The sequence below is a fragment of the Marinobacterium rhizophilum genome (genome assembly GCF_024397915.1).
Taxonomy (GTDB): Bacteria; Pseudomonadota; Gammaproteobacteria; order Pseudomonadales; family Balneatricaceae; genus Marinobacterium_A; species Marinobacterium_A rhizophilum_A.
In genome coordinates this window covers 694,052-715,919 of record NZ_CP073347.1, presented here as the reverse complement: position 1 = coordinate 715,919, position 21,868 = coordinate 694,052, and the positions used below count along the sequence as shown (strand labels likewise).

At 63.6% G+C, this 21,868-nt stretch carries 14 protein-coding genes; 6 read left to right on the top strand and 8 right to left on the bottom strand.

The window, feature by feature from the left end:
• Nucleotides 1-224 precede the first annotated feature (224 nt).
• The 5 genes from KDW95_RS03100 to KDW95_RS03080 all read right to left on the bottom strand — a co-directional run bounded on the left by KDW95_RS03100 (nt 225) and on the right by KDW95_RS03080 (nt 12,101).
• Entirely contained in the window at nt 225-3,923 is a 3,699-nt protein-coding gene (locus KDW95_RS03100; RefSeq protein WP_255854799.1) for an AAA family ATPase, read from the bottom strand.
• Nucleotides 3,911-5,203 carry an exonuclease subunit SbcD gene (gene sbcD / locus KDW95_RS03095; RefSeq protein ID WP_255854798.1) on the bottom strand — a complete coding sequence of 431 codons (1,293 nt, stop codon included), beginning with the start codon at nt 5,201-5,203 and terminating at the stop codon, nt 3,911-3,913. The genes KDW95_RS03100 and sbcD overlap by 13 nt, the downstream gene beginning before the upstream one ends.
• Nucleotides 5,204-5,684: 481 nt before the next feature.
• A complete protein-coding gene (mtgA, locus tag KDW95_RS03090) occupies nt 5,685-6,398 on the bottom strand; it encodes a monofunctional biosynthetic peptidoglycan transglycosylase (RefSeq protein WP_255854796.1) in 714 nt (237 codons plus the stop codon).
• A gap of 153 nt (nt 6,399-6,551) precedes the next feature.
• Nucleotides 6,552-11,390: an NAD-glutamate dehydrogenase gene (locus tag KDW95_RS03085; protein WP_255854795.1), complete on the bottom strand. Its 4,839-nt coding sequence runs from the start codon at nt 11,388-11,390 to the stop codon at nt 6,552-6,554.
• A 195-nt stretch (nt 11,391-11,585) separates the two neighbouring features.
• Nucleotides 11,586-12,101, bottom strand: coding sequence for a 3D domain-containing protein (locus KDW95_RS03080; protein ID WP_255854794.1), 516 nt, complete (start codon nt 12,099-12,101; stop codon nt 11,586-11,588).
• Between the two features lie 217 nt (nt 12,102-12,318).
• Here KDW95_RS03080 and KDW95_RS03075 point away from each other — a divergent pair, with 217 nt between their 5' ends.
• The 3 genes from KDW95_RS03075 to KDW95_RS03065 are packed head-to-tail and all read left to right on the top strand — an operon-like array spanning nt 12,319 to nt 15,912.
• Nucleotides 12,319-12,819: a paraquat-inducible protein A gene (locus tag KDW95_RS03075; RefSeq protein WP_255854793.1), complete on the top strand. Its 501-nt coding sequence runs from the start codon at nt 12,319-12,321 to the stop codon at nt 12,817-12,819.
• Between the two features lie 33 nt (nt 12,820-12,852).
• Complete coding sequence (gene hrpB / locus KDW95_RS03070) at nt 12,853-15,414, top strand: ATP-dependent helicase HrpB (RefSeq protein ID WP_255854792.1); 2,562 nt, start codon at nt 12,853-12,855, stop codon at nt 15,412-15,414.
• Nucleotides 15,415-15,429: 15 nt separating this feature from the next.
• Complete coding sequence (locus tag KDW95_RS03065) at nt 15,430-15,912, top strand: DUF6942 family protein (RefSeq protein WP_255854791.1); 483 nt, start codon at nt 15,430-15,432, stop codon at nt 15,910-15,912.
• Nucleotides 15,913-15,981: 69 nt separating this feature from the next.
• Here the strand turns inward: KDW95_RS03065 and KDW95_RS03060 are convergent, their stop codons facing one another.
• Nucleotides 15,982-16,365: an MmcQ/YjbR family DNA-binding protein gene (locus tag KDW95_RS03060; protein WP_255854790.1), complete on the bottom strand. Its 384-nt coding sequence runs from the start codon at nt 16,363-16,365 to the stop codon at nt 15,982-15,984.
• Between the two features lie 14 nt (nt 16,366-16,379).
• A complete protein-coding gene (locus tag KDW95_RS03055) occupies nt 16,380-16,967 on the bottom strand; it encodes a hypothetical protein (protein WP_255854789.1) in 588 nt (195 codons plus the stop codon).
• A gap of 338 nt (nt 16,968-17,305) precedes the next feature.
• Between KDW95_RS03055 and KDW95_RS03050 the strand changes: the two genes are divergently transcribed.
• The 3 genes from KDW95_RS03050 to KDW95_RS03040 all read left to right on the top strand — a co-directional run bounded on the left by KDW95_RS03050 (nt 17,306) and on the right by KDW95_RS03040 (nt 19,140).
• Complete coding sequence (locus tag KDW95_RS03050) at nt 17,306-17,749, top strand: thiol-disulfide oxidoreductase DCC family protein (protein WP_255854788.1); 444 nt, start codon at nt 17,306-17,308, stop codon at nt 17,747-17,749.
• A 69-nt stretch (nt 17,750-17,818) separates the two neighbouring features.
• Nucleotides 17,819-18,400 (top strand): rhodanese-like domain-containing protein, encoded by a 582-nt coding sequence (locus tag KDW95_RS03045; RefSeq protein WP_255854787.1) that lies wholly within the window; start codon nt 17,819-17,821, stop codon nt 18,398-18,400.
• Between the two features lie 74 nt (nt 18,401-18,474).
• Nucleotides 18,475-19,140 (top strand): response regulator, encoded by a 666-nt coding sequence (locus KDW95_RS03040; RefSeq protein WP_255854786.1) that lies wholly within the window; start codon nt 18,475-18,477, stop codon nt 19,138-19,140.
• 73 nt (nt 19,141-19,213) lie between these two features.
• Here the strand turns inward: KDW95_RS03040 and KDW95_RS03035 are convergent, their stop codons facing one another.
• Nucleotides 19,214-21,838 carry a hybrid sensor histidine kinase/response regulator gene (locus KDW95_RS03035; RefSeq protein WP_255854785.1) on the bottom strand — a complete coding sequence of 875 codons (2,625 nt, stop codon included), beginning with the start codon at nt 21,836-21,838 and terminating at the stop codon, nt 19,214-19,216.
• Nucleotides 21,839-21,868 lie beyond the last annotated feature (30 nt).

The following is a 21,868-nucleotide window of genomic DNA, read 5'->3' as shown; positions in this document are numbered from 1 at the left end:
CTGTGCGCAGGCGCAATAGTATGCCTGCAGCGGTGTTTTTTTAACCCCCGGGCCGACGCCAATGCTACAAACATCGCCACGACCGGGTTATCCGGTGCAATCCGTTGCGGCTGTCTTGCCAGCGCCTGTCACAAGCGGTTCAGCGAGGTTGCGGGCCTCGATGCCCTGCGCAGTTTACAGCCGGCACTCCGCCGGCCCGGGCAAGCTCGCCGCCCGGCGGGATGCTACAAGGGCGCGGGCTCGAACCTGAAGCGCGCATCCAGCGCGCTGCAGCCCAGACCGTTACCCTTGCGCACCCGCACCTGCACCGGGATACGCTCTTTCAGCGCCTCTACATGGGAAATGACACCGATCATCTTGCCGCTGGCGTTCAGGCTGTCCAGGGCATCCAGCGCCGTATCCAGGGTGTCCGCATCCAGGGTGCCAAAGCCCTCGTCGAGGAACAGCGAGTCGATACTGGTACGGTGGCTGACCAGGTCCGACAGCGCCAGCGCCAGCGCCAGGCTGACCAGGAAACTCTCCCCCCCCGACAGCGTGCGGGTATCGCGCAGCGCATCGGCCTGCCAGCTGTCGATCACTTCCAGTTCCAGCTCGTCGCCGGTTTTGCGCTGCAGCCGGTAACGCCCATCCAGGCGCTCCAGCTGTCGGTTGGCCAGGTAAATCAGGTGATCCAGCGTCAACCCCTGGGCAAAGCGGCGAAAGCGGTCGCCTTTCTGGGAACCGATCAGGCTGGACAGCTGCGACCAGGTATCGGCCGTCAGCTGCTGCGCCTCGATCGTCTGCAGCAGCGACTGCTGCGATGCCCGCTGTTGCCTGTCTTGCTCGAGCTGCTGTATCAGCGCGCCGCGCCGCTCGCCAATGGCCTGCAACTGCGCGCCAACCCCGGCCCGTTCGGCCCGCACGGCGTCCAGTTGCAGCGCCGCAAAGGGCTGTTGTTCCAGCTCAGCCAGGCGCGATACCGCCTGCTGCAGCAGCGACTGGGCACGGGCGCGCTCTTCATCCAGCGTCTTGCGCAGTGCCTGCAGCTCGCGCCGCTGTTCCGGCTCGAGCAAGGCGGCGCCATAGGCAGCCTCGTCGGCAAAGGGACTGGCCGCCAGGGCCTTTTGCCAGGCCTGCGCCGACGCATCGAGCTGCTGCCCTACCAAGGTCTGGCGACCCTCGAGGGCTGCAAGACTGGCCCGCAACGCATCGACGCGTTTCTGGGCATCAGCCTGCGCGGCAGACGCCTGCTGGCCGTGGCTGTCGGCCGCCTGTAGCACCTGCTGTACTTGTGCACGGACCTGCGCCACCGGCGCGCCGTCAAACAGCAAGGCCCGCTCGGCGCCAAGGGCCGACTGCTGCGCGCTCCAGTTACTCTGCTGCTCAAGGTTTGCCGCCTGCTGCTGTTGCAGCAGTGCCAGCTCGCGCCCCAGGCTTTCAAGCTGCAACTGGATCTGTTCGCATTGTCGTGCCTGCTGGCCGTGATCCGCCTGCATCTGCTGATACCGTGCCCAGGCATGCTCCCGGCTCTCGAGCCAGGCAGCTTGCGCCTCGGCCGCCGGCAATCGGGCTGCATCCGACCTGTCTTGCAGACTCTGCTGCAATGCCTGCTCAAGCTCAGTCAAGGCACCCTGCTGGGCGTTGGCCTCGCGATCGACCTGTGCCTGTTGCTGCTGCAGGGTTTGCATTTCCTGGGCCTGCAACGCCAGCCCCTGGGCCTGCTGCGCCAGCAGGCTGTCGTTTTGCGCGCTTTCGCTTTGCAGCTGCTGTACCGCCTGCTCGAGTTCACGCAGCTGTCCCAGGGTGGACTCGAGCGTCGCCAGCTCAGTGGCGTAAGCCTCTTCCCGGCTAGCAATGCCCGCCGTATCGGTCAGCTGAAGCGCGACGCCCGCCCCTTGCGGCAAGCCATCGAGCAGCGGCCGGGCCTCGTTGCCAAGGCGCAGCTGCTCCGCCAGCTCCTGGGTATCTTGCGCCTGTAACTGCGCCAGGTTCGCCTGCACCGCCGCCACGGCGGCCGCCATTTTCTGGCCATCCTGCTGCAGCTGTTCCAGCTGCTGCTTTTTGGCATCGTAGCGCTGGCGGGTTTGCGACAGGTTGGGCTGGCGGTACTCGGTTATATAGGGGTGCTGCAGCGAACCACAGAGCGGGCAGGCATCATCGGGCTGCAACTGCTCGCGGTACCGGGTCAGATCGCTGATGCGCTGTTCCTGCGCCAGCATTACCTCCAGGTCATCCCGGTGCTGCTTGCACTCGCTGTAGTGCTGTCGTGCCGCTGTGAGCTGCGCCTGTAACGCCGCTTGTTCCAGGGTGCATTGCTCGATCTGCCGGCTGCGCTGTGCCAGCGAGGAGACAAGCTCCTGGTAGCGCCGCGCCATATCCTTGAGCCGGTCAAGCGCACGCACCGCCCCCTGCAAGGCCCTTTGTCCCTGCTCAAGCTCATACGGGGTGCGCGACTGCAGCAGGGCCGCGCGGGCGTGCCCCAATTCCTGCGCGCGCTGACGCAGGCTTTGCTGAAGCTTTTGCTGCTGTGCCTGCTCGCGCTGCAGCACAGGCAGTGCGCTGTGCAGTTCCGCCTGACGCTGTGCCAGCCCCTGACTGCGGCTGTGCAGCTGCGTTAACTGGACCTGCAGTCGCTCGCGCTGGGCGAACTGCGACCGCCAGAGCGGCAGCTGCTCACCCAGCCGGGCGTCCGCGGGCTGTGCCTGCAGATAGACCTGTGCCCGCTCACGCTGCGTTTGCGCCTGCTCCAGCGCGGCCTCGAGCTGCGCGCGCTGCGCGGCCTGCTCATCGAGCCCCCGCGACTGCGCCGCGAGCGTGACCGTCAGCTCCTGCTGGCGCTCGGCCAGCTGCGCAATTCGGTTATCCAGCGGCAAGACCTCTTCGAGCAAGCGGGTCTCGGTGGCCTCGCGGTTGCGCTGCGCCGCGTCCAGCGCCTGCTGTGCCTGGCGATGCTGCGCCTGCCGACTCTCCAGCTGTTCCAGCGCCTGTGCCAGTAATGGCTCGTCCCGCAGCCGGGCCTGTTCGAGTTCACGCGCCTGCGCCAGATCCGCCTGCCACTGCTGGTGCAGCGGCCGCATGTCCAGTGCCGGCAAGCAGGCATCAAGCCTGGCCAGTGCGGGCGCTTCAGCCTCGAAGCGCTGTGCAACCCGGGCCTGCTCCAGCTGCCACTGCTGCTGCGCCTTGCGGGCTTCTCCCAGGGACTCGAGCCCCTGGATCTGCTGCTGCAACCGGCTGTCGTCTGCCTGCAGGGCGCCCTGTTGCGCCGAAAGCGCGGCCTGCTCGGCCTCCAGTGCGGCCAGACCGGGCGCATCCAGTAACTTCACGGCGCCGGCCTGGGCCTGCAGCACCTGCAGCGCTGCCTCCTCACTGCGCTTGCGCTCGAACGCCAGCCGCGACACCTCACCGTAGATCTCGGTACCGGTGAGTTCCTCCAGCAGCTCGGCGCGCTCGTTAGGGCTGGCATTCAGAAAGGCCGCAAAGCCGCCCTGGGCCAGCATCATCGATTTGGTAAAGCGCGCGAAATCGAGTCCGGTCAGCTCGCTCACCAGCGCCAGCTTCTCGCCAATGCGGGTACTGAGCAGCTGGCCATCCCCCCGGGCCAGCTCCACCTGGGGCGCCTGCAACTTGCCGTCCGGCTGATTGCGGGCCCGGCGCTGGGACCAGAAGGCGCGGTAGGCGTCGCCCCGCACCTCGAATTCCACCTCGGCCAGGCAGTCGGCGGTGTGGCGGGTCATCAGCTCGTTGCTGCCCGCCGACACATTCAGGCGGGGGGTGGCGTGGTAGAGCGCAAGGCAGATGGCATCCAGCAGGGTGGTTTTGCCAGCCCCCGTGGGGCCGGTAATGGCAAAGAGGCCGTTGTCCCTGAACTCGGGCGCGCGAAAATCCAGCTTCCACTCCCCCTTGAGGGAATTGATATTTTTCAGTCTCAGACTCAGGATGCGCATGACTTGGCCTCCTCGTCCTGCAGCTGTGCCAGCAGTGACTCGAAGGCACTTGTCAGCCGTTCCCGGCTACTATCATCCAGCGCCTCTTCCAGCGCCAGGCGACGCACGAAGACCTCCCGCACCGACAGTTCCTGCAGGGTTTCACGACTGTCCGCTTGCAAGGCCGTGGAGCCCCCGCTGCGCTGACGGCGGATGCGCAGCACTTCCACCGGCAGGCCTTCCACCAGCTGCTGCACCCGGGGCTGCAGGTCGCTGAGGTAATCATCGCCGCGCACTTCGATTTCGAGCCAGACCGGCGGGGTGCCGGGCTCTGCGGCCTCAGAGGCCTCAGCGCCAAACTGTTGCTGCAGCCGGGCTTCGAGCTCGGCAAGGGACCCGCTCAGGCTTTGCATGGGCTGCCATACCGGCACCGCCAGGGGCATGACCTCGGCCAGCTTGCCATCGGCAAAGTCCACCCGCAGCACCTGCTTGCTGCCGCGGCTTTCATCAAAACTCAGGGGAATGGGCGAGCCGCTGTAGCGAATATGGGACTCGCCGCCGACGCACTGGGCCCGGTGCAGATGGCCCAGGGCGATATAGTCGGCCGGCGGAAAGGCCCCCGCCGGATAGGCTTCCAGGGTACCGATATAGAGTTCGCGCACCGATTCGGACAGCTGGCCGCCAACACAGGTCAGGTGCCCGGTGGCGATAATCGGCAGCTCGATAGCCGGTGCAGCACCGGGCGCCGGCGCGTATTCCGCCTGGAGCGCGGCCCTGCGTGCACAGGCCGCCTCAAAGATAACGGTATAATGACGACCGATCGCCTCGCTCAGCGCCTGGCGCTTGTGCTGGGTACTTTCACCGGCATGGCTTTCGATCAGATCCCGCGGCCGCAGGTAGGGCACCGCACAGAGTACCGCCCCCGGCGTGCCGTCGCGGCGCTGCAGCACGATAACCTGGTCCTGCGGGTCGCTTGTCACGCCCCCCACCACGGTGGTGCCCAGACAGGCCAGCAGCTCGCGGGATTCATGCAAGGTGGAGACGGAGTCATGGTTGCCGCCCAGGATCACCAGCTGGCACCCCGTCAGGCGCAGATCCGCAATAAACTGGTTGTAAAGCCGGCGGGCATAGCTGGGCGGCGTGCCGGTATCGAACAGGTCTCCTGCGATCACCAGCGCATCCACCTGCTGGGCCTGTACCTGCTCGATCAACCAGGCCAGGAAGGCCCGGTGTTCAGGCTCTCGACTTTTTCCCATGAAGTGCTGCCCGAGATGCCAGTCCGAGCTATGAAGTATTCGCATTGATATTCCTGATCAGAGCGCTGTTGTGTTCGGGTTCACGGGCTTTCCCCATGCAATACGACCCATGAAATACTGCCCGAGATGCCAGTCCGAGCTATGAAGTATTCGCATTGATATTCCTGATCAGAGCGCTGTTGTTAAAGGTTGCGGCGGTCTGTGCACGATCAGCCAGGCCAGGAAGGCCCGGTGTTCGGGTTCACGAGCCTTCATCAAGTGCTGCCCATAAAACGCTGCCCGAGGTGCCAGTCCGAGCGGTGAAGTATTCGCATTGATATTCCTGATCAGAGCGCTGTTGTTAAGGGTTGCGGCGGTCTGTGCACGATCAGCCAGGCCAGGAAGGCCCGGTGTTCGGGTTCACGAGCCTTCATCAAGTGCTGCCCATAAAACGCTGCCCGAGGTGCCCGTCCGAGCTGTGAAGTATTCGCATTGATATTCCTGATCAGAGCGTTGTTGTTGAGGGTTGCGGCGACGCGCAGCCCGCTCAGTCGTCGACTGCCTTGAGCGTGACAGTGCCGAGCTGGCGCATCTGGCGCAGGATCCACTGGCTGCGCTGCTGCACATAGGGACTCGGTGGCTGGGCGCGGTACCGGTAGGGATTGGGCAGGACCGACGCCAGGCGTGCGGCCTGCAACTCGGACAACGACCGTGCAGGGGTACCAAAGTAATAGCGCCCCGCCGCCTCGACACCGTAGATGCCGGGGCCAAATTCGACGATATTCAGATACACCTCTAGAATGCGGCCCTTGTCCCACAGCAATTCCAGCAGCAGCGCGAACCAGGCCTCCAGCGCCTTGCGCACATAGCTGCGCCCGGCCCAGAGAAACAGGTTTTTCGCGGTCTGCTGGGTCAGGGTACTGGCGCCGCGCACCCTACCGCCATCCAGGTTGTGGTCCAGCGCCCGCTTGATGGCCTTGAAGTCAAAGCCGCTGTGTTCGGCAAAGCGCTGGTCTTCCGCGGCAATCACGGCCAGGCGCATGGCCGGCGCGATACGCTGCGTCGCCACCCAGCGATGGGCAAATTCATCCGGGTACCCCGAGGGCGGAAAGAGTTCGCGCTGTATCAGCCAGGACCAGACCGGCGGATTGACGACCTTGAGCAGCAACACCAGCAGCACGCTGAAGCCAACCCAGCCGGCGACCAGCCAGAGTGTCGCCTTGAGCAGAGGCCGCAGCAGATAACGTTTGATCACAGGCACAGCAAATCCGGAGCAATCTTTGGAGGGCTCTATTGTGCACAGGGAGGCAGGCGAGGTCGATGCATGTTTTGCACAATGCCAGTGCCGAACTGCTACCGGATAAAGCGGAAAAAATGGAGAGCGCCGGCGGACGGAACGCCCGCCGGCGGGTTGCTAGCTGCCGGCCTGGGCGAGGTCGAACAGTTCACGCATCGCCACCGTGAAGATGGCGCTGTCGTTACCACTGCTGGCGCGCAGCTCGTTGAGCATCTGCTGCCAGCGCCCCAGCAACGGTGCCTGGCGCTCCAGCCAGCCGTCTACCAGCGCCGTGGTTTCATCCTCGGCACTGCCCTCGCCGAGCACATTGACCGTCAGCACCCGCATCTGGGTGTTGAGGTCTTCGCGCAGGCCATCCCGGGCCATGGTCTGCCAGTGGTTGCCGACCTCAATGGCCCGCACCTGCTGATCAAACCAGTGCAGATCAAGTCGCTGCGCCAGATCGAAATACACCGTGGCCACGCGCTCCAGTTCCTGACCGGTTTGCGCGGCGGCCTCGATAACACCGAGCAAGGCATAGAGACTGTCGGCCGAGGCCACCCTGTCCGCAAGCGATTGCGGTACACCCGCCTCGATCAGGGCGCTGCTGCGCTGCTGCCACTCGTGCAGCGGTTCGCCCTGCAAACGCTGGGCGATGGTGGGGCTAATCGCGCGGATGCCCGGCTGGTAGCGCTCCACCGTGGCCGCCACTTCCAGCGCACCGCGCTGCTTGATCAGGAACCAGTAGCTGGCCCGGCGTACCAGGCGCATCAGATCCAGCATCATGTCCTGCTGCAACTGCGCCGGCACCTGGTTGTCCAGGGACTCGATCGCGTGCCACAGGGGTTCGATATCGTAGAGTTCGCGGGCGATCACGTAGGCCGCCGCTATGGCCGCCTGGTCACGCCCACTGGCCTGCTGCAGATGCTGCATGAAGGTGATGCCCATGTGATTCACCAGGGCATTGGCAATCTGGGTGGCGATGATCTCCGAGCGCAGGCGATGGTTTTGCACCTGGTCGGGGAAGCGCTCAACCAGCTGAGCCGGAAAGGCCGTAACAATCGCCCGTGACAGGAAGGCGTCTTCGGTAATCCAGGAGCCGGTGAGTTTTTCCTTGAGTTCCGCCTTGGTGTAGGAAATCAGCACCGACAGCTCGGGCCGGGTCAGACCCAGGTTTTGCGCCTTGCGCTCCTGCAGCACCTCGTCGGAGGGGATAAACTCCAGCGAGCGCACCAGCCGGCCGGACGCCTCCAGCCGGTGTATCAGGCGGATATAGTCATCCAGTGACTGGCGTGAATGGGTCTTGGCAATACTGATAGCCAGCGTCTGGCTGTAGTTGTTCTTCAACACCAGGCGGGCAATGTCGTCGGTCATTTCTCGTAGCATGGCGTTACGCTGCTTGACCGTCATGTCGCCGCTGGCCACCACTTCGTTAACCAGGATCTTGATGTTGACCTCGTGGTCGGAGCAGTCCACACCACCGGCATTGTCGATAAAGTCGGTGTTGGAGGCACCGCCGTGCAGGCAGAACTCGATCCGGCCATGCTGCGTGAAGCCCAGGTTGCCACCCTCCCCCAGCACCCGGCAGCGCAACTGCTTGCCGTCGATACGCAGGGCATCGTTGGCCTTGTCGCCGACATCGGCATGGCTTTCGTGGCTGGCCTTGACGTAGGTGCCGATACCGCCGTTCCAGATCAGGTCCACCTGGGCACGCAACAGGGTCGACAGCAGTTCCGTGGGCGCCATGCGATCCACCGTGATGCCGAAACGCTGCTTCATCTGCGGGCTGATCTCGATCCACTTGGCACTGCGCAGGAAGATGCCGCCACCTTCGGAAATCAGGCTGCGGTCATAATCGTCCCAGCTCGAGCGCGGCAGCACGAAGAGGCGCTCGCGCTCGGTGTAGCTGCTGGCAGGATCAGGCTGTGGATCGATAAAGATATGCTGATGGTTAAAGGCCGCCACCAGGCGAATATGCCGTGACATCAGCATGCCGTTGCCGAACACGTCTCCGGCCATGTCACCGATGGCCACCACGGTGAATTCCTGGGTCTGGGTATCCAGGCCCAGCTCGCGGAAGTGCAGCTTGACCGACTCCCAGGCACCGCGGGCCGTGATGCCCATTTTCTTGTGGTCATAACCCTGGCTGCCGCCGGAGGCGAAGGCATCGCCGAGCCAGAAGCCATACTCTTCGGCGATTTCATTGGCAATATCGGAGAAGGTCGCGGTGCCCTTGTCCGCCGCCACCACCAGGTAGGGGTCGTCTTCGTCGTGGCGCACCAGCGACCTGGGCGGTACCAGGTCGGCCCCCACCAGGTTATCGGTCACATCCAGCAGCGCTCGGATAAAGATCTGGTAACAGGCGATACCCTCGGCCTGGATCTCGTCGCGGTTGCCGTTGACCGGCAACGCCTTGGGTACAAAGCCACCCTTGGCGCCCACCGGCACGATCACCGCGTTCTTGACCTGCTGAGCCTTCACCAGACCGAGCACCTCGGTGCGGTAATCCTCGCGCCGATCCGACCAACGCAGACCGCCACGGGCCACCTTGCCACCGCGCAGGTGCACGCCCTCGACCCGGGCCGAATAGACAAACACCTCGAACATGGGCCTGGGTAGCGGAATATCGGCGATGCCGTGGGGGTTGAGCTTGAAGGCGAAGTAATCCTTCAGCTCGCCTGTGGCATCGGGCTGGTAGTAGTTGGTGCGCAGGGTCGCCTGGATCAGTTCCAGGAAACGGCGCAGTATTTTGTCATCGTTGAGGTTGTCGACCTTGTCGAGGCCTTCGATGATGCTGGCGGCAATACGCTCGGTCAGGGCCTGCACCTTGCGACTGCTCTGCCGACCCGGCTCGAAGCGCGCCTTGAACAGCGCCACCAGCAGGCGGGTCAGGTAGAGGTGACGCCCCAGCGCCTCGGCGATATAGGGCTGACTGAAACCAAAGCGAATCTGCTGGTTGTAACGGGCATAGGCGCGCAGCATGGCGACATCACGCCAGGACAGGTTGGCGCCAATCACCAGACGGTTGAACTCGTCGTTCTCGGCCCTGCCTGCCCAGACGCTGGAAAAGGCATCCTGGAAATTCTGTTTTACATCCTCGAGCTCCACCGGCTCCGCGCTGTCGTAACGCAGCGTGAAATCATGAATCCAGAAGCGGGCGCCATCGCGGCGCTTGACCTTGTACGGATGTTCCCCCACCACCCGCATGCCCAGCTTCTCGAGCACCGGAATCACATCGGACAGAATTAGCGGCTGCTGCGGGTGGAACAGCTTGAAGCGCAGCACTTCGCGGCTCTGCTCGAGTACCCGGTAAAAGCTCAGGTTGATGATGCGGTTTTCATCGAGCTGTTCGATGCGCTGGATATCGTAGACCGCACTGCTGGGGCTGAAATCCTCCCGGTAGGCGGACGGAAAGGCATGGCGATAATGATTGATCAGCTGATTGCCCTGTTCTTCACCGGCGCTCTCGATCAGGGCCGCGTGCAGGTCTTCACTCCAGGCCTTGGAGATTTCGACGATCTCGGCTTCGATCGCCTGCGCGTTGTATTCCAGCACGTTGCCCGGGTCAACCTGCAGCACAAAGTGTACCCGCGCCAGCAAGGATTCGCTGAAGCGGGTGGTGAACTCGGAGTCTATGGCCTTGAAATGCTCGGTCAGGCGCTGCTGCACCTGCAGGCGCAGGGCCGTGGTATAGAGGTCGCGCGGCACGAAATACAGGCAGCTGACAAACTTGGAGCAGCTGTCACGGCGAATCAGCAACTTGGCCTTGCGGCGTTCCTGCAGGTTGAAAATGCCCATGGCCATGTCGAACAGTTCGTCGTCACTGGCCAGGAAAAGTTCATCGCGGGGCAATTCTGCGATAATCTGCACCAGCGCTTTGCCGCTGTGCCCATGCGGGTCGAAACCCGCGCTCGTCAGCGCCTTTTGCGTGCGCCTTCGCAGCAGCGGAATCTGCAACGGCGGCTCGACATAGACCGGCGAGGTCCAGAGGCCGTAGAAGCGGTGCTCACCACAGACCTGGCCGTCGGCATCGAAACGCTTGATCACCACCAGGTCCTGGTGCGCCGGGCGATGCACGCGCGAACGTACCGCATCCTTGGCAAAGGTCAGCGGGTCGGTGCACAGCATGAAGTCGCGTTCTTCGGCGCGCAGGTCTTTCGCACTGCGGCTGCGCCCGCTCTGGGCATGCAGTTTCAGGGTACCCAGCTCGCTGTCGGCAACCCGCGTAACGCCAAAATCCTCCCCGCTACCGCTAAATGCCAGCTCGTCATATCCCAGGAAGGTGAAGCGGTCACTGAGCATCCAGTCACAGAAATCCGCCGCTTCCGACACGCAGTCGGCAGCGGGGCCCGCCTTGCGGGCTCTAAGTTCATCGCGCAGGTTTTCGAGGCACCCGCGCATGGCCGGGAAGTCCTCTACCGAGGCGCGTACTTCACTCAGGACTTCGCTCAACTGTGCCCGCAGGGTCTTGAGCTCGTCTGCCGCGCTGTGACGATCGACTTCCAGGTAAACCAGGGCTTCGCGCAGGGCCCCCTCGGCACCGGATTCCGCCAGCCCGGTCACACCGCCACCGCTGTCCCGGGATACATCCAATACCGAACTGTGCACCACGTGAATCGCCATTTCCCGCCGATTCAGCTCCATGCGCAGCGAATCCACCAGGAACGGCATATTGGGGTGAAGAACCTGGATAACGGTGTGATTGCAGTGCCAGCCGTGCTGCTCCAGGTCCGGGTTAAAAACCCGCAGCCTTGGCTCATGCCTTTCACTCTCATGCAGAAACTGGAAGCAGGACAGGGTGGCACCGTAGAGGTTATCCTGCCGCCGTTCGGCCAGTTCCTCATAGGGTGATACCCGGTAGTAGGCCGCGGTGAAGGCATTCACCTGGGCGGCGGTATCTGATGCCAACCGGCTTTCGAACAGTTCACCCAGCTGCGCCAGCAGCCGCTTCTTGTTGTCGCTTCGTTGCTCGGACATCGAATCCTTTAACCCCTTTTTGTTCAGACAGTGCCGAATCAACCAAGGCTGCACGAAAAAATGCTCAGCACAGCCGCAGTTAACCTGATGAAATTCAGGTTCTCTAAACTCTAGGCGCTATCGCGGCAAAAAGATTGTCAAAGGCTGGGCTTTCTTTGCGAAAACGTACGTTAGAAAGCAACAGAGACGGGAGAATCAGGAATCCTGGTTTTCCCAGCGGATCACGACCGGACGCTTGCCCCAGGCCAGGGCCGCGTTCTGGTCGACACCCATGTAGATATCGATCTTGCGCGACCAGCGGCTGTGCATCTTGTCGAGCACCTGGTAGCGCCCGGGCAGGCCTTCAATCTCGACTTCACTGCCGGGCTCAAGCCCCATGCCCAGCAGGTCACGGGAGACGGCAATTGCCTTGATGCCAGGCTTCAAACGGTGTCCCCAGGCGCCTATATTGGCCTTGCCCTGGGTTTGCGCGGGGAGAGAATTATAGGCGGTCGCGGTGACCTTGAGCTTGATCTTCGCACTGGCCCCGCCCTGCAGCGATTCCAGCGCCAGGGGACGGCTTTTTCCAGTGCCATTGGCTGCAGTCTTGCCGGCGGCCAGCTTGTCGGTGGCCCAGCTGGTATCGGCACCCGACAGCAACAGCAACGGCATCGCCAGCAGCACGGGCATCAGCGGGCGCAGCAGGCGCTGGCGAAGATTGCTTAACATCATAAAAACTACGTTGCTTTACCAAAGTCGACCGCCAGTGTGCCAGAGAACGCCGGCGCCGCCTAGCCCGTTTCCGGCGCTATTAATAATTCTCATTCAGATGTTATCGCCCAGGGGATAGAAAGGCACGCTTCCTGCTGTCCCGTACCGGTGCAGGACAGCTCAAGCCCAGTTCCGGTATGATGCCCCGATCCGATTTTCGACGACCCTGGACGCGCCCATGCCGACACCAACCCGCCCCGCACTGACCGCCCGCAGGGCCTGGCAGCTGCGACTGCTGCTGGCCCTGACCGCCCTGCTGCTGCTGGTAGGCCTGTACGCCCCGATGCTGACCATCGAACAGTTTTTGTTTATACAGAGCAGCTTCTCGGTTATGTCCGGCACCTGGCAGTTGCTGGTGCAGGGACAGTACCTGCTGTTCCTGCTGATTGCCGGCTTCAGCATAGTGCTGCCCGCGCTCAAGCTACTGGTGCTGCTGCGACTTACAGGCGCGGCGATTCACCACGACAGTCGGCTGCCCCGCTATCTCAAGCTGATGCACGACTACGGCCGCTGGTCCATGCTGGACGTCTTCGTGGTCGCGGTACTGGTGGTGACGGTCAAGCTTGGCGCCATCGCCCAGGTGCAGGTTCACTACGGCCTCTATGCCTTCTGTGCCGCTGTACTGCTCACGCTCTTTATTACCGCCTGCATCAGCCGCCTTGGACCTGACAATGACTGAAGCACCGATCACGCAGCCGACAAGCCCTGCCCCATGACCTCACTGCCCATCGATGACATCCTGCCCGCGCTGCAACAGGCGCTGACAACCCATACCCAGGCCGTACTGGAGGCCCCGCCCGGCGCCGGCAAGACCACACGGGTGCCGCTGGCACTGCTGCATGAGCCCTGGCTGGCGGGCCAGAAAATCCTCATGCTGGAACCCAGGCGCCTGGCTGCCCGGGCCGCTGCCCAGCGCATGGCACAGAGCCTTGGTGAAAAGGTTGGTCAGACCGTCGGCTATCGCATCCGCTTTGATAGCCGAATCGGGCCTGGCACACGCATCGAAGTGGTCACCGAAGGCATCCTGACGCGCATGCTGCAGTCCGACCCGTCCCTTGACGGCGTGGGCCTGGTGATATTCGACGAATTCCATGAGCGCAGCCTGGACGCTGACCTGGGGCTTGCCCTGACGCTGCAGGGCCGTGCGCTGCTGCGCGAGGATGATCCGCTGCGTATCCTGCTGATGTCCGCCACCCTCAACGGCGAAGCCAGCGCCCGCCTGCTGGGCGATGCTCCGCGGATCCGCAGCGAAGGCCGCAGCTGGCCGGTGGATATACGCTACGGCAGCAGTGCCGAGCCGGGCGAGCGCATCGAAGCCCGTGTCGCCGCCACCGTTATGCAGGCGCTGGCCGAAGACAGCGGCAGTCTGCTGGTGTTTTTACCGGGCCAGCGGGAAATTCGTGAAACCCAGCGCCTGCTGCGTGACCAGCTCGCCTCTTTGAAAGAGGCCGCCCAAAGCATTGTGGTCTGCCCACTGTACGGTGACCTGAGCCTGGAAGCCCAGCGCAGCGCCATCGCCCCGGCAGGCGCTGGCCAGCGCAAGGTCGTTCTGGCCACCGCCATTGCCGAAACCAGCCTGACCATCGAAGGCGTGCGGGTCGTTATCGACAGCGGCCTGAGTCGCCAGGCCGTCTTCGATGCCTCCTGCGGCATGTCCAGACTGCAAACCCGGCGCCTGTCACGGGCCTCCAGTGTGCAGCGCGCCGGCCGGGCCGGACGCACCGAGCCCGGCCGGTGTTATCGACTCTGGTCCGAAAGCCAGCAGCAGGCACTGAGTCCCCACAGCGAGCCGGAAATACGCCAGGCGGACCTGGCGCCCCTGGCGCTGCAGCTGCTGCAGTGGGGCATCGTCGACCCGGCCGAGCTGTCCTGGCTGGACACCCCGGCCCCCGGCCCTTACCGACAGGCACTGGAGCTACTGCAGCGCCTGGGCGGCGCCCAGCACGACGGCGCGCGCTGGAGCCTGACGCCCCACGGCGAGCGCATGGCGCAACTCCCGGCGCACCCCCGCTTGGCCCATATGCTGCTTGAAGGCTGTCGACTCGGCCTGGTATCCCTGGCCTGCGAACTGGCCGCCCTGCTGTCGGACCGCGACCCCCTGGGGCGCTCCAGCGCCGACATGGCGCTGCGGCTATCCTGGCTGCACGGCGATATCCAGTGCCAACCCCGGGAGCGCGCCCAGTGGCAACGCCTGCGCCAGCAGGTCGACCAGTTTCGTACCCTGTGCCGCAACCTCGCAACCGACGGGCCAGCCAAGCGTGCAACCTCCCCTGAGCTGACACCGGACGATGCCCTGGCGCTGCTGATTGCCTTTGCCTACCCGGATCGCATTGCGGTACGCCGCCAGCCCCAGGGGCTGGACTACCAGCTCAGCAACGGCCGCAGCGCACGCATGAACCCGGACGACCCGCTGCGCAATGCGCCCTGGCTGGCGACCGCGCAGCTGCACGGTCGCAGCGGCGATGCCGTAGACCGCATCCAGCTGGCCAGCGCGCTGGACCCGGCGCTGTTCGATACCGAACTGGCTGCACTGGTCCAAAACCGGGACCAGGTACAGTGGATGGACAGTGAAAACCGGCTCATCGCCGAACGCCAGCAGAGGGTTGGCAGCCTGGTCGTGGCGCGGAAACCGCTAGCCAGCATCGATGCCGAGGCCCGCGGGCGGGCACTCTGTGCCCTGGTACGCAAACGCGGCCTGGGACTGCTGCCCTGGAACCCGGCTTTGCAGCGCTGGCGCAGCCGGATCGCTTTTGTACGCCGGCAGGACCTGCTGCACCGCAGCGATGGCCAAAGCGACTGGCCCGACCTGTCGGATCGCGCCCTGCTGAACGACCTCGAAACCTGGCTGCTGCCCTGGCTCGAGCGGGTCAGCCATATCAATCATTTTGCCGCGCTGGACCTGACAAGCATTTTGCACAGCCTGCTGCCCTGGCCACTGCCCCAGCAGCTGAACGAGCGGGCGCCGGAACACTATCAACTGCCCTCCGGCAACCGGGCGCGGATCGACTATGAGCAGGATCCGCCGGTGCTGGCGGTCAAGCTGCAGGAGCTGTTCGGCTGCGCGCAAACCCCGCGGATCGGTACCGTTGCGCTCAAGCTGCACCTGCTGTCCCCGGCACAGCGCCCGCTGCAAGTGACCCAGGACCTGGTGAGTTTCTGGAACAACAGCTACCGCGACGTGCAAAAGGACATGAAAGGCCGCTACCCCAAACACCACTGGCCCGATGACCCCATGGCGGCAACGCCCGGCACCGGCATCAGGCGCCGCAAATGACGCCAGAGAAACAGCATGACCCCAAACCAGACAGATGACTGGACCCGACTCGGCAGCCCCACCGCCCGCCTGGCACTTTACCTGCCCAATCGCCCCCAGGTGCTTGCAGCCGATGCTGCGCTGAACACTCCCGACGTGCCCTGCCTGATCCGCCACAACGGCAACCACTGGCGCAAGATTTTCAGCATACTGGCCAAGCTCTGCGCCCCGGCCGAACAGCGCTGGCAGGACTACCGGGATCTCGAACTGCTGCACCGGCACGAGATGATCTGCTTTGCCGACTGTCTGCTGCAGGACGCCCAATGGCACCTGGTCGCCGGCAAGGCCAGCTGGCAGCGCCTGGGGCTGGACCCTCTGGATTACGAGCCACTGGATGATGCAGGCCCTGTCCGGGTCAGCGGAAACATCCTGCTCACGCCCTACCCCGACTACCGCCAGTTTTCCAACCGCACGGTGGAGCAGGTACGCGCGCACTTGCAGGTGAAAGGTGAAAGGTGAAAGGTGAAATCAGGATAACGGTATAATCCTGTTGACGTACAACGGCGGCGACGGCCATGCCCGGCGGCGTTATCGATATAGCGTATCCGGCCCCCAGGCCAGCTCCAGCGCCTTGCGCTCCACCACTTTGAGCCCCTTTACCACCAGGCTGTAGGAATGGTCAATCATGCGCTGGACCTCCCCGTCCGGCAAAGAACCATCCAGTAGCACGGTGTTCCAGTGGCGCTTGTTCATGTGGTAACCCGGTTGTACCGCCTCGAACACATCCCGCAGCATCTGCGCCTGTACCGGATCGCATTTGAGGTTAAGGCGCGGGCCCTTGCTAGCATCATCCATCAGCAGTGCGAACATCTTCTGTCGCACCTTGAACACCGCGGGTCCCGGGCCAAAGGGATAATCGACCCAGGCCTCGGGTTTGCCGAGCAGGTAATCGCGTGTACTGTCCGCATCCATGGGAAAGCCTCCCCCTATAAAATTTCGATGGCTTCAACATAAACCAGTTCACAGGCGCCCTGGCCCACATCCTCCCGGGTCAGGGAGCTTCGCCAGCGCCAGCCATCGGCGGCGGTAGCCTTGATCAGGTAGCCACTGATACGCACCAGGTCACCCGTTCTGAGTCCGGCGATCTGGCGCTCAATGTAGTCGTCGGCCGGCACCAGGTGCATGTTGGCGCTGCTCTGTTCAATCTGCTGGCGCGCAATGGGAAGCTGCTCGGCACGCCAGCGGTACCAGCGGCCGGACTGACGGATGTCAATCCGGTCCAGCACCCGGCTGTCGGACATGGGCCCCCAGCCAAGCGCCAGATCATACTTGGAGAGATCCGACTCCCGGTCCAGCCAGTAGCGCTCCTTCCCCAGCACCCGGGCATCAATGTCGAATTCGGCCAGTGCATCGATACGATAGCCTTCATGATCAAAGGGGGGGCGGCTCACCGCGGCCTGGCGCGGCGCCTGCTCCACCAGCACGCCGTCACTCTGGGTGCGTTCTCCCTCGGGGAAAAACAGCACCGCCAGTACCCCCAGCGCCAGCAAACCCAGCAGTTTTTTTGCAGTCATCCTGTCCCTCCCTGCAAGCTCGCAGCCTTTACTGCCACGGCCAGCAGCACCCTGTACCCATCCCGCTATACTACCGTGCTATGGCGGGGTCTTGAACACTGGACCGGCTCGAAGGCCCCCGGCACTGCTGCGCCATGTTGCGAACGCGCTGCACCCCAGGCTCCCCTTGCCGAGTCAGACACGAAAGCGCGCACCGGCTAGCCGGCGGGCACCAAGCGAATGCATTGAGGTCTGCTGTTAACAAGGCCCGAAAAACTTCGCCTTGTCAGGCGCCTGCCATGCTCGATACCCTCCAGCCTGTGCAGGATTTGAAACGATCGGCAACAAGCGCAAGTCCCATGATCACAGGCTCATCCCGCAGCACAGCAGCCGGCGTTTTGCCGGGCGACGCCAGGCCCTGGATAACGGTCTACTACGATGGCGCCTGCCCCCGCTGCCGGCGTGACCGCGCCCGCTATGAAAAACTGGCCGGCAAGGGGGCTGACGATATCTGCTGGTTCGATATCACCGGGCGCGACGCTGAACTGTCTGCCCTTGGCATAGATCCGTGGCGGGCACTGACCGAGCTTCACCTGCAGGACGCACAAGGGCATATTCACAGCGAACTGGCTGCCTATATCCTGCTGATGCGCCGCGTACCCCTGCTCAGGCCTCTGGCCTGGCTGATCGGCCTGCCGCTGTTACGCCCCTGGCTGTCCCGCCTGTACCATCGCCAGGTGATGCGCCGGCTCGCAGGGCGCGCAGGAGAGGATCGGTGCCCACCAGGGCCCACTCAAAAGTAGTACTTTAGTACCGGTTGTTAGGCGCCATGGTAGGATTTTACCCATCCCAAAGGCGCGTTCTAATGGGGCATGAAAATAAAAAGCTGCACCTTGCCCCCTCTCTGTACGTTGCCGCTGGTCCTGCTGCTGTCACTGCCGCTGTGCGCGGCACAGGCCCCATCAGGCGCCACAAACGCTGCGCTGTTCTCCATTGACGGTTACCGTGTTGCGCACTACCGCAGCCCGACCCCTGCGAGCATCGATACCGCCCAAACCCTGGGCACCCGGGCGCTGCAGGCACTGCTGCAGCAAAGACCCGACGCGGCACTGCTTAATGTACAGGCGCTGGATTGGCGCAACGGCGTTTTCATCGAACAGAAGCCGCGCATGCATCTTCCCGGCAGCCTCTGGCTGCCCAATGTCGGCAAGGGTGTACTGGAGCCCCGCTGGGCGGACTATTTCCGCGGCCAGCTCAAGGCACTGCGCCGCCAGGACCCGACCCGCCCGCTGGTCTTCTACTGCCGCGCCGACTGCTGGATGTCATGGAATGCGACAAGACGTGCCGCGCAATGGGGTTACGACGCCCTGTACTGGTACCCGCAGGGCACCGATGGCTGGCAGCAGGCCGCGCTGCCGCTGGAGCGGGCAGTGCCCGTGCCGCTGACGGACTGACACTGGAGCCAAAAGCCCATGCAGCGGTTAAGATAGCTAACACCGGCCGATAATAACGATAACGGAGAGATCCCGTGTACAAGATACTGATTGCCGATGATCACCCGCTGTTTCGCGAAGCCATCACCAATGTCATCCGCACCAGCCTGCCGGGCTGTGAAACCCTCGAGACCGAAAACCTTGAAAACGCCCTGGCACTGACGCTGGAACATGACGATCTGGACCTGATACTGCTGGATCTGAACATGCCCGGCATGCACGGCCTGAACGGCCTGATCACGCTGCGCAACGAAGCTCCCACCGTGCCGGTGGTGATCGTGTCCGCCGAGGAGGACAAGCAGATCGTGCTGCAGGCCATCACCTACGGCGCCGTGGGGTTCATTACCAAATCCTCGCCGCGGGCACAGATGACAGAAGCCCTGCAGCAGATTCTCGATGGCAACGTCTACCTGCCCTCGGACATCATTCGCGCCAGCAAGCCGGAAAGCCGGCGCAACCGCAATGACGAAAGCCGCATCCCGGTGGAGCTGCTGTCATCGCTGACAAGGCGCCAGTTGCTGGTGCTCGAACGCATGGCCACGGGGGAGTCCAACAAGCAGATCGCCTACAACCTCAGCATCGCCGAAACCACCGTCAAGGCCCACGTCTCGGCGATCCTGCGCAAGCTCGGCGTGCATAACCGCATCCAGGCCGTGCTCTCGGCCGGCAATATCGACTTCGCCCAGTACCTGCGCCGCTAACCGGCGCCCGCCCCCCGCTTCCCATGGATGCGTGGCCCCGCTTAGGCCCTGCAACCGGATAAGCCCGCGGCACTCAGAGCCGCTGGCTCAGCATATGGTTCAGCGTGGTCTTGAGCTTCATCGGTCGAACGGGCTTGTGCATCAACAGGTAGCCCAGGTCGCGAATCTGCTGCTTTAATCCGTGACTGTAATTGGCGGTGACCATCAGTACCGGCAGCTCATCTCGGCGCCGGCGCCTTATCTCGGCCACCAGGTCGATACCGTTGTCATCGTTGTCCAGGTGGTAGTCCACAATCAGCAGGTCCACCTGGGCGTCCGCCAGCGACACCTTGCGCTCCAGGTCCGCCAGCGACAGTGCCGTCACCACCTCGCAGCCCCAGCCCGCTATCAGCGTCGCCATGCCGTCACAGATGGCCTGGTCGTTATCCACCACCCACAGGCGGGCACCCTCAAGCCATTGCTGGGCCGGCGCGACCCGCTCCCGAACCTCCCCGGACTGGGGTTCCAGAGTGCCCAGCGGCACCTCCACCGAGAACACGGAGCCGCGCCCCGGCACCGAGGTGACCGCCACCTGGTGCCCCAGAATGCGGGAAATCTTGTCGACAATGGCCAGCCCCAGCCCCAGTCCCTTGTCGGGGTTGCCACCGCCGGCGGGCAGAATACGCCGGAATTCGAGGAAAATTTCGCTGAGTTTTTCCTCCGCGATACCAATACCGGTATCCCACACTTCGATCAGCAGGCTGTCGCGCCGGCGGCGACAGCCGAACAGGATGCGCCCGGTTTCGGTATAGCGCAGCGCATTGGAGAGGAAGTTGCGCAGAATCCTGGCCAGCAGCTGGCTGTCGGAGCGGATCACCGCATCGCTGCTGACAAAGCGCAGCTGCAGCTGCTGCTTGCGCGCCACCTGGCCATACTCGTTGGCGATGTTCTGCAACAGGTCGCGTACGCAAAAGGCGTTGATATCCGGCGTGATAACGCCGGCATCCAGCTTGGAGATATCCACCAGGGTGCTGAGCAGGCTCTCGACATCGGCCAGGGAATTGCTCACCGAGCTCACCAGCCTGCTCACCGGCTCCGGCATCTGCTGCTCCTGCAGGGCGCCGGTAAACAGGCGGGCCGCGTTCAGCGGCTGCAGCAGGTCGTGACTCACGGCGGCGAGAAACTTGGTCTTGGACAGGTTGGCCTGCTCGGCTTCCTTCTTGGCTTCGCGCAAGCGCGCCTCGATCTCGACCCGCTCGTGAATTTCCTGGCGCAGCTTGGCATTGAGGGCGGTCAGTTCCGCCGTGCGCTCATCGACGCGGTGCTCCAGGTGCTGATAGGCCTGCTCCAGCGCATGGGCGGTACGACGACGTTCGGTGATATCCCGGATCATGACGAAAATGCCGACGGCGCGGCCACTGCTGTCCAGGTTCGGCACATAGGATTTGAGCATGCAGCGCGTTTCACCGTGCAGGTTGCGCTCGTCGATCTCGAAGGTCACGCTCTCCCCGGCCAGGGCCCGCTCCATATAGGGACGGATCTTGCGGAACTGTGCCTCGCCCTGCACCTCGCTGATCAGGCGTCCGTTGAGCTCGCCCCGCGGCCAGCCATACCATTCGTCGTACACCTTGTTGCTGAACTGGTATCTCAGGTCGTCTCCCACGTAACCGATCAGGGCCGGCACATGGTCGGTGATCAGCCGGATCCACTGCTCGCTTTCGCGCAGGGTCTCGGCGTAGTGGTGGCGCTCCGTGATATCGGTATAGGTATTGACGTAGCCGCCGGTGGGCATGGGGTGGGTGCGAATTTCCAGCACCCGGCCATCAGGCAGGGTGCGCTCCAGCGCCTGGACGCCATCGGCACAGTGCAGGGCCGTAATCGGCGCCAGTACTGTGGCGCCCCCTCCCGCCAGCAAACCGGCAACGAGATGCTGCTGCCGCACCTCGGTCGGGTCGATGCCACTGAGTTCGATAAAGCGAAGATTCCACACCTCCAGCTCGCCCTGGCTGTTGACCAGTGCAACGCCCTGGGACAGGTGATCCACCAGGCTTTGCAGCAGGCGCGACTTTTGCGCCAGCGCCCGTTCGCGCCGCGCCTCCTCGAAGGCCTTGAGTTCGGTGATATCGGTATAGAGCACCACCAGGCCACCATCGCGCGTCACCCGTTCATTGACCTGAATCCAGCGGCCATTGGCCAGCTTCATCACCGGGCTGCCGGAACCCGCCTGGGATCCACTTTCCTCCTGAATCAGGCCATGCTCCTGGGCCAGGCGCTTGAGATCGGAGATGGTGGTGCCCTCTTCGATCCTGATACCGGTGCCCTGCCAGAAGGCACGAAAATGGCTGTTGGACAACAGAATGCGCCTGTCCCGGTCGAACAGCACGAAGGCATCGGAAATGCTTTCGATGGCATCGATCAGGCGCTGCTGCGACATTTCGGCTTCTTCGCTGGCCCGTGTCAGGGCACGGTTGCTGCGCTTGAGCTGAAGCAGCGCACTGTTCAGCGCTTCGGTGCGCTCGCGCACCTGTTCGGCCAGTACCACCGAGTGTTCGAAGGCACCATAGGGGTCGGCGCGGTGACCGCCGCCGGACTCGACCCGCTCGATCAGGGCGGCATTGATCTTGCGCAGCTTGGCGTTGTCCTGCTGCAGCCGGGCGTTGTCATTCTCCAGTGTGGCGAGACGCGCCTGCAGATCCTGCACCGACCCGGCAGCGGTCATTGACACCCGCCCCCGCGGGCATCAGCCAGC